Source organism: Pandoraea aquatica, from assembly GCF_902459565.1.
GTDB classification, from domain to species: domain Bacteria; phylum Pseudomonadota; class Gammaproteobacteria; order Burkholderiales; family Burkholderiaceae; genus Pandoraea; species Pandoraea aquatica.
Map to the genome: position 1 here is coordinate 710339 of NZ_CABPSN010000003.1, position 13489 is coordinate 723827.

The following is a 13489-nucleotide window of genomic DNA, read 5'->3' on the forward strand; positions in this document are numbered from 1 at the left end:
AAGGAGCGAGGAAGACAACCATGACCAAAGCCATTCGCATCGAACAGAACGGCGGCCCCGAAGTGATGAAGTGGGTCGATGTCGAAGTCGGGGAGCCCGGTCCGGGGGAGGCGCGTGTGCGCCATAACGCCGTCGGGCTGAACTACATCGACGTCTACTTCCGCACGGGGTTGTATCCGCAGCCGCTGCCCGCCGGTCTCGGCATGGAAGCCGCTGGTGTGGTCGAAGCCGTGGGCGAGGGCGTGACGCACGTGAAGCCCGGCGACCGCGTGGCTTACGCGAGCCGTCCGTGCGGCGCATACTCGCAAGCGCGCGTGATGCCCGCCGCACCGCTGGTGCGTGTGCCCGATAACATCAGCGACGATCAGGCCGCCGCCATGATGCTGCAAGGCATGACAGCGCAGTACCTGCTGCGTCGCACGTATCCGGTCAAGGCCGGGGACACCATTCTGATTCACGCCGCCGCCGGTGGCGTGGGGCTGATCGTGTGTCAGTGGGCGAAGGCGCTGGGCGCGACGGTGATCGGCACGGTCGGCTCGGACGAGAAGGCCGCGCTGGTACGTCAGCACGGCTGCGATCACGCGATCGTCTATACCCGCGAGAACTTCGTCGAGCGTGTGAAGGAGATTACGGGCGGCGAAGGCGTGCCGGTCGTGTACGACTCCATCGGCAAAGACACCTTCATCGGTTCGCTCGACTGCCTGCGTCCGCTGGGCACGATGGTGAACTTCGGTAACGCGTCCGGCCCTGTCACGCAAATCAACACGTCGGATCTGGTGTCGCGCGGGTCGCTGTTCTTCACGCGCCCCACGCTGTTCAACTACACCGCCAAGCGCGCCGATCTGGACGCTACGGCGGGCGAGTTGTTCGACGTCGTCGGCAAGGGCACGGTCAAGATCGAGGTCAATCAGCGTTATGCGCTGACCGACGTCGCGCAGGCGCACCGCGATCTCGAAGCGCGCAAGACCACCGGGTCGACGTTGCTGATGCCCTGAGCCGCGCACTTATCGGACCTATCGCACGTATTGCGCGATGCCAATGAAAAAGGACGCTTCGGCGTCCTTTTTCGTTTTCTGCGATGCGTGCCCGTTAGCAGGGCAGCGGGTATCAGGCTCGCTGGGTGAAAACATGCGCGCGTGCGTCCTCGCGCACATCGACCGGCAGGCGCTTGATGATCCAGTGGACCACCATGCCGATCACGACCACGTCGTCGAGCAAACCGAACACCGGCACGAAATCGGGAATCAGATCGATGGGACTGAGCAGATAGACCGCGAGCAGCACCACAGCAGGCAACAGCCAGCGCGGACGGCGCGGGTCGCGGGCCGCATGCCAGAGCACGCGGAAGTCATGGCGGGCGATTTGCCACAGACGAAGAAAACGCTTCACTTGCTAACTCCTGGTACCAATGCGCCCGCCGGGAAGCCCAGGGCGCCAAAAGGCGATTTCACCCAATCGACACGAACGTCGTTCAATGTTGAGTGAATATCGCGCAATTTGTCTCGATTATACGCAATCGGGGTGTTGCGTGCCGAGCCTCGTTCAACCGCCGCTGGCATGCATCTCATGCGTAACAATGAACTAAGACATCGTGCGGCCGGGACGGTTTCATCGAGGCGCGGAAAGGGAGGGGAGGTGGGTGGGAGCGGGCGATTGCGGCGCTGGCGTCGCGGGCCGCGCAGAAATGGGCTGTCTGGGATAGCGGTTGCGGCGGGATTGTGGCGGCGGGATAATTCCCGGGCCGACGTGGTCAATCCTACTTTCCCCCTTCGTCCACTTTTTTCGGACGCATCCAAACGCCATCATGACCGACGCTCAAGATCCGAAATCGCCGCAGCATCCGTCCAAGCCCGAATCCGATACGAGTAAGAGCGCAACCTCGCCGACGACAGGTTCGTCCGAGTATGTGGAGCCCGCGTCGCCTGCGACGCCGCGCCCCACGGCAAAGCCCGTCGCCGGTACGGCCGAAGGTTCCGGCGATATGCCGCCCAATCCCGACACGTTGACGCGTCCCGCACCGCCTTCCGAAGTGGCCAGCGCGGCGCGATCGGATGGATCCGACGATTCGAAGGCTGAGGTGCCGACGTCCGGTGCGTCAGCCGCCAAGCCCGCCGCGCCCGCCTCGGCGGCCGAAGTGGCTTCCGACCGCAATCCGATCGGCTCACCCGTTCCCAAATCGGGCGACGACGTGAAGGCAGCCGGTGTGGGGAGTGCCGGAGGCAACATCGGCGAGACGGGGGCAGGTGCCGCAGGTGGTGCGGGAGGTGCAGGTGGTGGCGCAGGTGGTGGCGCAGGCGGTGGCGAGCCGCCGCATCAGCCGTCGTTCGGCGCAACCGGGCCACGTCCGGGCAGTCCGGCGTCGATGGGCGGTCAGCCGTCGTACTTGCAGGCGGGCGATTCGCCGTGGTCGGTGCTGCGCCGGATCATGTCCGCGCGCTTCCGTGCCTGGTACGACCGCGCGGGTCAACGCATCACGCAACGCACGCTGAAGATCGGCATCTCGGCCCGTATCTTCCATCCGGAGCCCGGTTCGAAGGGATTGCGCAGCAAAACGCTGCAATACCTCGAAGAGTCGATTGCCCACTGGGTGATGTCGCGCGACGTACTCGTCTTCATGATCCCGACGGTGGACACGCAAGGCTTGCTTCACCCGAGCCACATCCGTTTGCACGATTACGCGAAGCACCTCGATGGGCTCGTCTTGCAGGGAGGGGCGGACGTCTCGCCGCTGACCTATTCGGAAGTGGCGACGCGTCACGAATGGCAAGGCGACCGCATGCGCGATATGTACGAACTCGAATTGCTCCATGAGTTCGTCGAGCAGGGCAAGCCGATTCTCGGTGTGTGCCGTGGCTGCCAACTGATCAACGTGGCGTTCGGCGGCACGTTGCATCAGGACATTGCGACGGATTTGCCCGAAGCGATCCCGCACGTCACGGAAACGTACGAACACAATCGTCACACGTTGACGTTCCCGGAAGGTTCGTCGCTCGCGCAGATGCTGGCGCCGGTCGATGTGCCGATCGTCAACTCGATTCACCACCAGTCGGTCAAGACACTGGGGCGCGATCTGAGCGTGGAGGCGGTGTGTGCGGAAGACGGTGTGGTGGAGGCGATTCGCTACCGCAAGGCGCCGTTCGTGATGGGCTTGCAGTGGCACCCGGAATTCCACCGCGCAGGCGGACCGGAGTTTCTGGATTGCACGCCGGTGCTGGATAACTTCCTGCGTGCAGCACGCGAGACGCGCTTCTGATGTGACGCGCCGACGGGCGGCGCTGTTCGACGCAGCGTCGTAGCCGTTGTAGCGTCCTAGCGTTGAGGCAATCCGTTTGTGCAATGAAAAATGGCAGCCCGAAGGCTGCCATTTTCATGTCAGGAGCACCGCGATACGACTGTCGGTGCTCGCGCCACTTCGATGCTTAGAAGCGGTGACGGATGCCCGTGCCCACAACGGTTTGCGAGCTGGTCGACGACATACCGCCGGCAGCGCCGACACCGGCTTGGAGGCCCGTGCCTTCGTTGTCGGAGATGTGCTGGTACGAACCCGTCAGGTACACATCGGTGCGCTTCGACAGACGGTAGTCAGCTTGCAGCGTAACGGTGTGGAACTTCGGCTTCTTGTCCGTCGAATCTTGCTTGGCCATCGTGTACGTGTACGCGGCCGACAGCGAGACTGCCGGGGTCAGCATGTAGCGACCGTTGACTTCGAAGTTGTCGAACTTCAGGCCGTCGTTGCCGAAAGCAACTGCGGTGCTGTTGTAGTTCAGACCCGTCAGACCTTGCAGTTGGGTGTGGGTGTACACCAGGCCGACCGTTGCCGGGCCGAAGGCGTAGTTACCACCGATACCCCAGACGCGTTGCTTCGACGACTGGAACACCGAATCACCGCCTGCCGACGTGTCGACAGCGCCCGTGCCGTTGTTGTTACCCGGATTGCCTTGACGCTCCAAGTAAGCAGCAGCCACCGTCAGCGGGCCGTTTGCGTAGTTCACGCCGGCGCTGAATGCACGGTTGTTGGCGAAGTCACCAGCCTTGTTCGAGAAGCCATACAGGCCGCCGAACGTCAGGCCGTTGTAGTTGGCGCTCGAGTACTTGACCGAGTTGTTCACACGGAACGAGTTGTTCGTGTTGTCGTTGTCATACGGGTGCGAAGCGATCGTGCCGCCGAACGACGAACCGTTCAGGGTCAGCGGTGCCAGGTAATCAACCAGCGAGTCGTACTGACGGCCGATCGTCACAGCGCCGAAGCGGTCGTTTTGCAGACCAACGAAGGCTTGACGACCGAACATGCGGCCGTTTTGGCCCGACGTGCCGTTGTTGATCGAGAAACCGTTTTCCAGCACGAAGATGGCCTTGTTACCGCCACCCAGGTCTTCCGAGCCCTTCAGGCCCCAACGGCTGCCGTTGACCAGGCCGCTCGTTGCGCGGAAGTTCTTCGAACCCGAAGCCGACGACGTCGTCGAGTTGCTCGTGTAAGCGACGCCAGCGTCGATCAAGCCGTACAGGGTGACGCTGCTTTGAGCGTGCGCGGTCATCGAGAACGCGCCGACGACGGCAGCGGCAAGAAGAGTTTTTTTCATGGTTTAAGCTCCAGTAACGTGACACGAATCGCAGAATTCGCGTGTAAACAGAACGCGGCGAAACAGAACATGTCGAGGTGACGATTCATCACGCTTCATCACTCGCGGACCCGAACAGCTATCGGCACTGCTCTGTTGACAGGGGGCAGTGTATGAGTCACCGCTACTCCCGCCTATTTCAGAATCCGCAAGAATCTATTTCAGATATGAAAAGAATCTGTGAGGCACGTCCTAAAGCGTTGTCGGACAAGGGATTGGCTTGATTAAGCCTAGGCGAGAAATCGCGATGCAAGCGACGTGTGTTGCGCTCGGGACACAGTGTGGTGTGCAAGTGATAGCGCGCGAGAAGCGTTGCCAGCAGTGGTTTTGCGCGCGACACGCATGTTCGCGTTTAGTTCCATCGCAGTGAATGCACACGACAGTGAGGGATCGCGCACCCGATGCATCGCGCAAAACGTGCGATGTGAATTTCCGTGAGGACGTGAGTGCGTTGTTGCGATGTGCGACGTCGCTATATAGATAGCGATTCATCGCCGTGTCAGGGGGCTGCCATCTCACTGTCATGGGGCTCACGTACTCGCGCGCATTGAGCCATTTCTGAGATGTTGGCAAGCGCATGAAATCGGCGCGTGCCAAAAAGGCCTTTATTTATGGGGTTTTACGGACTATTGCGAGTCACCGAATAATTCATTGCGTCGAATGATGACAATGATTTTCGGATGCACACCTATACTACGTTCCGCGAGAAGTAGACTTTTGCGTTGAGTGAAAAGTCTCCAAACCTTGGCGCGGCCTCATCGGCCGCGCTTTTTTTTGCCCGCGATTTTTGCGTTGGGAAAACTAGGCGTAGTGCCGCGTGCTGAGTGCTTCGCCGCAATCGCGAACATGCGGAATGCTCAACTGCTTGAGCTTTCGATACAGCGATGCACGACAGAATCCCAGCGTGCGCGCGGCCGCAGAAATGTTCCAGCGATGCTGCGCGAGCGCTTGCAGAATGCGCTCGCGTTCCTGATCGTGCGGCGCGTGTGCTTCTTCGTGTACACGATATTGCGTGTGCGAAACAAGGCTGGCGGTATAGGCCGTTGCCTCCACACGAACGTCGCGCGCTTCCTCATCGTGTATCACCGGTTGTGCCGAATGCAAGGCACGCGATGACGCGAGTTCCGGTGGCAGATCGTCCACACACAAACGTTCCCCACTCATCACGGCGCACGCATATCGCAATGCCGCGCGCATCTGACGCAAATTCCCCGGCCACGCATGCATGAGAAGACACGTGAGCGCGTCGGACGTCACACGCGCGAGCGCCTGATCGACACGTAGGTCCGGCCATTCGTCGCACAACATGCGCGCGATCAGCTCGCGCTTGTCATCGCGCTCACGCAAGGTGGGCAGCGTCAGTACGCCGACGGCGATCCGGTAGTAGAGGTCTTCACGGAACGTGCCTTGTGCGACGGCGCTCGCCAGATCCTGGTGCGTGGCGCAGATCAGCTGGACGTCGACCGGCACTGGCTGACTCGCCCCTAGTGGCGTGACTTCGCGCTCCGATAGCACGCGCAGCAAACGCGTTTGCATGGCGTACGGCATGTCGCCGATTTCGTCGAGGAAGAGCGTGCCGCCATCGGCTTGCTGCATCTTTCCTTTCATCCCCCCGGGCAACGCACCGGAGAAAGCACCGCGCTGATAGCCGAACAGCTCGCTCTCGATGAGGTGCTCCGGCAACGACGCCGTATTGATCGCGACGAACGCCTGTGCGCGTCGCTCGCTGTACTCATGTAATGCACGAGCAAGAAACTCTTTACCGGTCCCCGTCTCGCCGAGAATCAGCACGGGCAGACCACGGTCGACGAAGCGCTTGCCGCGCGCGAGCAGATCGCGCATGCGGGTGTCGGTGCCGCACAGATCGTCGATGGCGAGGTAGTCGGGGCGAAGCTGACGGGAAGCTGGGGCCGGCGCGGTGGCGGCCGGCACGCGTACGACACGTTCGGCAAGCTCGGCCAGCGCGGCGATGTTGTTGAAAGCGGTATTGGCACTATGGGCACTGGCTGCGCCGAGGGGGGCGGCGTGGCCGACAGGTCGAGCGGGGGCGGACGCTACAGCGAGGTGAGCGGGCATGACTTGTCTCCTTCTCGTATTGGTACGAAAGGGCGCCGTCGGTGGCTTGTGGCCTGGCGATTCCTGACGTCTCTTTATGTCGCGGCCGGCTCGGGTGACCTACCGCCAAAGCAGGATACGACCGCTCAGTCATAACATCCAATACAATATTGATGCGCTATTAATACCTCAGGGGTATCAAATGATCGAGTTGCGCCATTTCCAGTACTTCGTGGTGCTCGCGCAGACCCTGCACTTCGGCCGCGCGGCCCAGCAATTGCATATCTCTCAGCCGCCGCTCTCGCGTCAGATCGCCTTGATGGAAGCGGAGCTGGGCGTGCAGTTGTTCGAGCGCACGAATCGCAGTGTGCGGCTCACGCGGGCGGGCAATCGCTTCTATCAGGACGCTGTGGAAATTCTCAACTCGGTCGATCGCGCGCGTCGCAACGTGGTGGCGGCCAGCCGTGGGGAAGATGGCGCGATTACGGTCGGCTTCATGATGTCCTCGGCGTACAACATCCTGCCGGCGCTCACGCGGACCTACGCGGCGGCGTTCTCGCGCGTCGACATGAAGCTTGCGGAGACGCTGCCGAACCTGCTGGCGGAGGCCGTGCGTGCCGGTCAGACCGACGTCGGCATCATGTACCGCCCGGAAGATCTGACCGGCCTCGACACGGCAACGGTGTTTCGCGAGGAGATGGTGGCCGTGATTCCTCGCACGCATCCGCTGGCGAAGGTACGGGTGCTCGACGCCGCGCAGCTCGCCGAGGAGTCGTTCGTGAGCATCCCGCGCGAGATCGCGCCGCTCGTCTACGATCTGGTCGTGACCCACTGCCGCCGCTCCGGGTTCTCGCCGCACATCCGGCTTGAAACGAACCTTCAGCAGACGATCATCAACCTCGTGGGGGAAGGGCTGGGCGTGGCGATGGTGCCGATGTCGATGAGCGGGGCGAGCGCGTCCGGCAATGCGCTGTTCAAGCCGCTGCGCAACGCGCCGGTGGCCGAAGTGGCGTTGCTATGGAGCCGGGACAATCACAACCCGTGTGTGGCGACGTTCGTGGAGAATGCGCGCAGTGTATGGCGCGAGATGCAGCGCGCGCCTGGGGCGCGGCTGGTGCCCGATCTGCCGGACACCAGCGTGCTTTGACGCTAAGAGGAAGCGCGCGAAACGATTTCGTCGCGCTTTCCCTCGTCAGATTTCCAGAATCCCGGCCGCGACGAAGCCGCCGTCGACCGGCAGGATGTGGCCGGTGACGTACGACGCGTCGTCCGACGCGAGAAAACTCACCGCACCGGCGATCTCGTGCGGCTGTCCGTAGCGCCCGAGCGGCGTCGTCTCCGTGTAATGACGGCGCGAAACGTCCGAGTGCAGCACTTTGGTCAGCGGCGTGTCGATGGGCCCGGGGGCGATCCCATTGGCGGTGATGCCGAAAGGTGCGAGTTCGATGGCCATCTGCCGCGTCAGCCCGATCACCGCGGCCTTCGACGTGCCGTAAGCCGTGCGTCCAGCACTGGCGAGAATGCCCGCGACCGACGCCAGATTGACGATGCGTCCCCAGCGCTGCTCACGCATGAGCCGCGCGGCGTGCTGCCCGCACAGCAGGGTGCCCGTCAGATTGACGGCCATGACCTGATGCCAGTGATCGAGCGGGTAGTCGAGAAACGGGAACGTCTTGGCGACGCCCGCATTGTTCACCAGCACGTCGCAGCGCCCGTGGCGCTTTGCGATCTGCGCGAAGCCGTCGGCAATCGACGCCTCCTCGCCCACATTCATGCCCAGCGCCCACGCGCGGCCGCCCGACGCACTCAGCGCTGCGGCCGTCTCGGTCGCCGCGCCTTCGTTCAGATCGGCCACGACAACCGTCATGCCATCCTTGATCAGACGTTCGCAAATGGCGGCGCCAATACCCATTCCACCGCCCGTGACTACTGCTACCTTCTCCGTCATGCTATGGACTCCTAAATGTACTGATGGCTACAGCACGGGCCCCGCCGCCAGCTGTGCGGCGGAGCCCGTCGGTGATATCGCGAAACCGTTAAGGGGTTAGCGTTACTTCAGGAAACCGATCGAGATCCAGGGGATGAAGACTACGATGAGCAGGGCGACGAGCAGCGCGCCCATATAGGTCCACATCCGGTTGAACACTTTGTCGGGCGAGGTCTTGCCGATGGCGCACGCGGCGTAGAAGCCCACGCCGAGCGGCGGTGCGAACAGGCCCATGCCCATTGAGAGGATGACGACCATCGCGTAGTGCACGTCGTGAATGCCGAGGGAGCGCGCGACCGGGAACAGCAGCGGTCCGAACAGCACGATGGCCGGAATGCCTTCGAGCACGCTGCCGAGCACGATGAACACGACCATCGAGATGAGCAGGAAGCCGACTTGTCCGCCCGGCACACCGTGCATCAGGCCGACGAGCTTCGCGGAGAAACCCGATTGCGTGAGCGCCCAGGCCATGGCCGTCGCCATGCCGATGATCAGCAGAATCGCGCCGGAGAGGGCGGCCGTTTCCGTGAGCAGCGGATAAAGACGCTTGAAGTTCAGGTGCTTCCTGAAGGCGTGGACGATCAGTCCGATCACGATCGTGTACGCGATACCGATGGTCGAGACTTCCGTCGCCGTGGCCGCGCCTTCGATCACGGCCGTGCGGATCAGGATCGGCAGCGCGAGGGCGGGCAGCGCCACGATAAACGTCTTGCCGATCACGCCCCACGGTGCGCGACGTGCTGCGCTCGGCGCTTCCTTGCGCGAGCGGGCGAAGCACACCACGACGATCGCGAGCGTAGCGATCACGGCGGGCAGCAGGCCGCCCACGAAGAGTGCCGTGATCGACACACCGCACACCGCACCGATGGTGATGAGCACGAGGCTCGGCGGGATCGTCTCGGTCATCGCGCCGGTGGCGGACAGCAGCGCGACGAGGTCTTCCTGCTTGGAGCCGCGACGTTGCATTTCCGGGAAGAGCGCCGGGGCGACGGCCGCCATGTCGGCTGCCTTCGAGCCGGAGATGCCCGAGACGAGGAACATCGCGCCGAGCAGCACGTATTGCAGGCCGCCGCGCACGTGGCCGAGCAGCGACGCCATGAATTCGATCAGACTGCGCGCCAGACCGCTCATCTCGATGAGTGCGCCCAGCAGCACGAACAGCGGCACCGACAGCAGCACAAGGCCGGACATGCCTTCGTCCATGCGGCTGACGACGATTTGCAGCGGTGCGTCCGTCACGAGCGCCAGATAGGCGAGCGTGGCGGTCCCGAAGGCGAACGCAATCGGAATACCGCCAGCCACACACGCGCCGACGATCAGCACGAAGAAGATCAGCAGGTTGTAGTTGCCCATCGCGATCAGTGCGGGGCGGCCGAGCCAGAGCGCCGCACCGAGGGCGGCGACGAACAGCACGCCGAGGCCGAACTGACGGGCGCTGGAGCAGCGCGCCATGCGTGAGATCGCGGCAATGAGCATGAGTGCTGCGCCCACCGGCAGGGCGGCCGCGCGCAGCCCGTCGGGGATTTCCAGCGCGGGCGTGGTGATGTCCATCTGTTCGATGGCATGCGTGTACGCGGGCATGATGATGAGCGCGACGAACACGCACACCGTCAGCGCGGCCATAGTCTGAAACCAGTCGCGCCAGGCAGCGGGAAGTTTGTTGACGATGGCGGACAAGCGCATGTGCTCGCCCCGGTCGAGTGCGAGCACGGCACCGAGCATCGAGAGCCAGATGAAGAGAATCTGCGCGAGCTCATCCGACCACGTGAGCGGATTGTCGAACCCGTAACGCGAGATCACCCCCGCGAGCAGGATGAGAGTTTCCGCCACCACCAGCAGCACGGCAACCGCCTCGGTGACTTTCATCACCGCGCGGTTGACATGGCAGAAGAGGCGGGCGAGCGCGTGCGTCGGCTCGGCCGTCATCGTCAACGTTTCCATTTACGCGAGCTTCCCTGTGTACTTTTCCAACATGGCCCATGCTTCGTCGCCAAACTTCTTATGCCATTCGGCGTAGAAGCCGGCGGCGCGAAGTTTGTCGCGGAACTGCTCGTTGTTCGGAGCGTTGAACACCAGCCCCTTCTGCTTGAGCTCCGCCATCACGCCATCGTTGAGCTTGCGCACGTCGTCGCGCTGCGCCATGGCGGCGGCGTTCACGTTGGCGGTGACAATCTCCTGAAGGTCCTTCGGCAGCTTGTCCCACTTCTGCTTGTTGGCGAGGAACCAGAAGCCGTCCCACATGTGGTTCGTCATCGACACGTACTTCTGCACTTCGTAGAGCTTGGCCGTGGTCAGCAGCGCCAGCGGGTTTTCCTGCGCTTCGACGATGTGCGTTTGCAGGGCCGAATACACTTCGGCGAAGTTGATCGATGTGGGCGACGAATCGAACGCCTTGAACATCGACGTCCACAGCGGGCTCGTCGGCACGCGGATCTTCAGACCCTTGAGGTCGGTCGGCGAGTTGATCGGACGGCTGCTCGTGGTGATCTGGCGATAACCGTTCTCCCAGATCTTGTCGAACGCGAACACGGTCGTCTTCGCGATCTGGCCGCGCACGTGCGCACCGAGATCGCCGTCCATGGCCGCCCACACCTGGCTGTAGTCCTTGAACGCGAAGCCCACGCCCGATATCTGTGCCGACGGCACGAGCGTGCCGAGAATCAGCGGCGAGAGCGTGAAGTAATCGATGGCGCCCGAGCGAATCTGGCTCAGCATGTCGCTGTCGGAGCCGAGCTGATTGTTCGGGTAGATCTGGAAGTCGATGCGGCCTTTCGATTGCTCCGCAATCTTCTGCGCCATCTCCTTGGCGCGGATGTTCATCGGATGGCTGACCGGCAGGTTATTGGCGAACTTCAGCGTGAATTCGGCGGCGTGTGCCTGCGTTTGATACAACCCCGTAGCGGCGGCGGCCGATGTGGCGGCCACAACCTTGATGAAGTGGCGGCGATCCATGGTGCTCATACTGCATGTCTCCTGTTTTTTGGTTTGGTGACTGCGTCTGAAGCGCGAGCCGTGCACACGTGTTGCCGTGCAACGTCCCGGCCAACTCGGAAAAGTGGCTGGCTAATCTTACGCAAATCGAATGCCAGTTCGGCATCCGAACGGGAAAACCCTTACGTTGTTAAGCATTAGTGAATTCCCGGGGGCGGTGCCACGCGCCGGTCGTGCGGCCTCTGTAGCCCTTTCATCAGGCGCAACAGGCCTTCGCGGCGATGCCGGGGGCGTGGCGCGTTTTGCTGCGTGTGCGAGGCTTGTCCGAACCCAGCAACCATGCGGGTGTGACACCTGTCGCATTTCACCGACGCCTTGCGACACCTGTCGCAAATGCCGCTGCGTCCGATGCGACAGGTGTCGCACCGATTTGGGAGGGCTGGGCATTGCTGCGGCACAGCAAATTTTCTTCATCCGGCGCGCTTCAGAATTCACTTGATCGGCCACCGAATCCCGCTTTACGCTTGCGTCAATTGCGTATGCGCCACAAGCGCAGCAAGTGAACGACCTCGCAACGACGACTGACCGAGCCGTCGATGTGGCAGATCAGGCGTCGTGCCGCGCATGGACAAACGCCTTGCAGTGATCTGGCATCGAAATTGCTCACCGGAGTCTGGATGACCCCAATTTTCCGGAGACACTTCATGGTTGCTGCATGCCTTACCGGCTGGGCCCACTCCCAGTTCGGCAAACTCGATAACGTCGACGCCGAGGTCCTGCTGGCCGACGTCGCCCAGGCCGCCCTCGACGATGCGGGCCTTACGCCCGAGCAGATCGATTCCATTCACGTCGGCACCTTCAACGGCGGTTTCCTGTATCAGGACTTCCCGTCGTCGCTCATCTTCAACCGCATTCCCGGCCTGCGCTTCAAACCCGCCACGCGTTACGAGAATGCTTGCGCGACCGGTTCGGCTGCCGTGCACGGCGGACTGCAATCGATCGAGGCGGGTAAAGCCACGCACGTCCTCGTGATCGGCTTCGAAAAGATGACCGAACTCGCTACGCCGCAGGTCGGCGAAGTGCTGCTCAAGTGTTCGTATGCACGTGAGGAGGCTGGCATTCCCGGTGGCTTCGCGGGCGTGTTCGGCACCATCGCGCAGGCGTACTTCGACCGCTACGGCGATCAGTCCGACGCACTCGCACGCATTGCCGCGAAGAACCATCGCAACGGCTCGGTGAATCCGTATGCGCATATGCGTCGCGACTTCGGTTACGACTTCTGCCGCAACGTTTCTGAGAAGAACCCGTTCGTGGCCGGTCCGCTCAAGCGCACCGACTGCTCGATGGTGTCCGACGGTGCGGCTGCGCTGGTCATCTCGAAGGCCGACGTCGCACGCGGCATGCCCAAGGCGGTCGGCTTCCGCGCCGCTGTGCAGGTCAACGATTACCTGCCGCTCTCGCGCCGCGACCCGCTGGCGTTCGAAGGTGGCCAGCATGCATGGCGTCAGGCGTTGGGCGTGGCCGGGGTCTCGCTCAAGGATCTGTCGCTGGTCGAGACGCACGACTGTTTCACCATCGCCGAACTCATCGAATACGAAGCGATGGGGCTGGCCAAGCCGGGGCAGGGCGCGAGTGTCCTCGCCGAAGGGTTGACGGAAAAGAACGGCCTGCTGCCGGTGAATCCGTCGGGCGGTCTGAAGGCGAAGGGGCACCCGGTGGGTGCGACCGGTGTGTCGATGCACGTGATGGCGGCCATGCAACTGACGGGAACGGCGGGCGACATGCAGATTCCCGATGCGAAGCTGGCGGGCGTCTTCAACATGGGCGGCGCGGCCGTGGCGAACTACGTGAGCATTCTCGAAGCGCGCTGAGCGTGCCGGGCCATCAAGGAGACGAG

General features: G+C 62.7%; 10 protein-coding genes. 4 read left to right on the forward strand and 6 right to left on the reverse strand.

Annotated features, from left to right (window positions below; all coding sequences use genetic code 11):
* The first annotated feature begins 20 nt into the window (after nt 1-20).
* Nucleotides 21-995, forward strand: a complete 975-nt coding sequence (locus tag PAQ31011_RS13960) for a quinone oxidoreductase family protein (protein ID WP_150576354.1) — start codon at nt 21-23, stop codon at nt 993-995.
* Between the two features lie 112 nt (nt 996-1107).
* Here the strand turns inward: PAQ31011_RS13960 and PAQ31011_RS13965 are convergent, their stop codons facing one another.
* A complete protein-coding gene (locus tag PAQ31011_RS13965) occupies nt 1108-1389 on the reverse strand; it encodes a YkvA family protein (protein ID WP_150576355.1) in 282 nt (93 codons plus the stop codon).
* Between the two features lie 415 nt (nt 1390-1804).
* Between PAQ31011_RS13965 and PAQ31011_RS13970 the strand changes: the two genes are divergently transcribed.
* The gene (locus PAQ31011_RS13970) at nt 1805-3253 is read left to right on the forward strand and encodes a gamma-glutamyl-gamma-aminobutyrate hydrolase family protein (protein ID WP_150576356.1); all 1449 of its coding nucleotides are present in this window, start codon (nt 1805-1807) and stop codon (nt 3251-3253) included.
* Between the two features lie 166 nt (nt 3254-3419).
* Here PAQ31011_RS13970 and PAQ31011_RS13975 read toward each other — a convergent pair whose 3' ends face one another.
* Together PAQ31011_RS13975 and PAQ31011_RS13980 are read right to left on the reverse strand one after the other, a co-directional pair.
* The gene (locus PAQ31011_RS13975; RefSeq protein WP_150576357.1) at nt 3420-4580 is read right to left on the reverse strand and encodes a porin; all 1161 of its coding nucleotides are present in this window, start codon (nt 4578-4580) and stop codon (nt 3420-3422) included.
* Between the two features lie 840 nt (nt 4581-5420).
* Complete coding sequence (locus PAQ31011_RS13980; protein ID WP_150576358.1) at nt 5421-6695, reverse strand: sigma-54-dependent Fis family transcriptional regulator; 1275 nt, start codon at nt 6693-6695, stop codon at nt 5421-5423.
* A gap of 181 nt (nt 6696-6876) precedes the next feature.
* Between PAQ31011_RS13980 and PAQ31011_RS13985 the strand changes: the two genes are divergently transcribed.
* The gene (locus PAQ31011_RS13985; RefSeq protein WP_150576359.1) at nt 6877-7821 is read left to right on the forward strand and encodes a LysR family transcriptional regulator; all 945 of its coding nucleotides are present in this window, start codon (nt 6877-6879) and stop codon (nt 7819-7821) included.
* 45 nt (nt 7822-7866) lie between these two features.
* Here the strand turns inward: PAQ31011_RS13985 and PAQ31011_RS13990 are convergent, their stop codons facing one another.
* The 3 genes from PAQ31011_RS13990 to PAQ31011_RS14000 form a co-directional block, all read right to left on the reverse strand.
* Entirely contained in the window at nt 7867-8622 is a 756-nt protein-coding gene (locus PAQ31011_RS13990; RefSeq protein ID WP_150576360.1) for an SDR family NAD(P)-dependent oxidoreductase, read from the reverse strand.
* 102 nt (nt 8623-8724) lie between these two features.
* Complete coding sequence (locus PAQ31011_RS13995) at nt 8725-10587, reverse strand: TRAP transporter large permease (protein ID WP_246179580.1); 1863 nt, start codon at nt 10585-10587, stop codon at nt 8725-8727.
* A 15-nt stretch (nt 10588-10602) separates the two neighbouring features.
* Nucleotides 10603-11622: a TRAP transporter substrate-binding protein gene (locus PAQ31011_RS14000; protein ID WP_150576362.1), complete on the reverse strand. Its 1020-nt coding sequence runs from the start codon at nt 11620-11622 to the stop codon at nt 10603-10605.
* 674 nt (nt 11623-12296) lie between these two features.
* Between PAQ31011_RS14000 and PAQ31011_RS14005 the strand changes: the two genes are divergently transcribed.
* A complete protein-coding gene (locus tag PAQ31011_RS14005) occupies nt 12297-13463 on the forward strand; it encodes an acetyl-CoA acetyltransferase (RefSeq protein ID WP_150576363.1) in 1167 nt (388 codons plus the stop codon).
* Nucleotides 13464-13489 lie beyond the last annotated feature (26 nt).

Excerpts from the sequence above, each read along its gene's own strand:
- PAQ31011_RS13985 (WP_150576359.1), top strand. The coding sequence starts at position 6,877 with ATGATCGAGTTGCGCCATTTCCAGTACTTCGTGGTGCTCGCGCAGACC.
- PAQ31011_RS14000 (WP_150576362.1), bottom strand. The coding sequence starts at position 11,622 with ATGAGCACCATGGATCGCCGCCACTTCATCAAGGTTGTGGCCGCCACA.
- PAQ31011_RS13960 (WP_150576354.1), top strand. The coding sequence starts at position 21 with ATGACCAAAGCCATTCGCATCGAACAGAACGGCGGCCCCGAAGTGATG.
- PAQ31011_RS13975 (WP_150576357.1), bottom strand. The coding sequence starts at position 4,580 with ATGAAAAAAACTCTTCTTGCCGCTGCCGTCGTCGGCGCGTTCTCGATG.
- PAQ31011_RS13990 (WP_150576360.1), bottom strand. The coding sequence starts at position 8,622 with ATGACGGAGAAGGTAGCAGTAGTCACGGGCGGTGGAATGGGTATTGGC.
- PAQ31011_RS14005 (WP_150576363.1), top strand. The coding sequence starts at position 12,297 with ATGGTTGCTGCATGCCTTACCGGCTGGGCCCACTCCCAGTTCGGCAAA.
- PAQ31011_RS13980 (WP_150576358.1), bottom strand. The coding sequence starts at position 6,695 with ATGCCCGCTCACCTCGCTGTAGCGTCCGCCCCCGCTCGACCTGTCGGC.
- PAQ31011_RS13970 (WP_150576356.1), top strand. The coding sequence starts at position 1,805 with ATGACCGACGCTCAAGATCCGAAATCGCCGCAGCATCCGTCCAAGCCC.
- PAQ31011_RS13995 (WP_246179580.1), bottom strand. The coding sequence starts at position 10,587 with ATGACGGCCGAGCCGACGCACGCGCTCGCCCGCCTCTTCTGCCATGTC.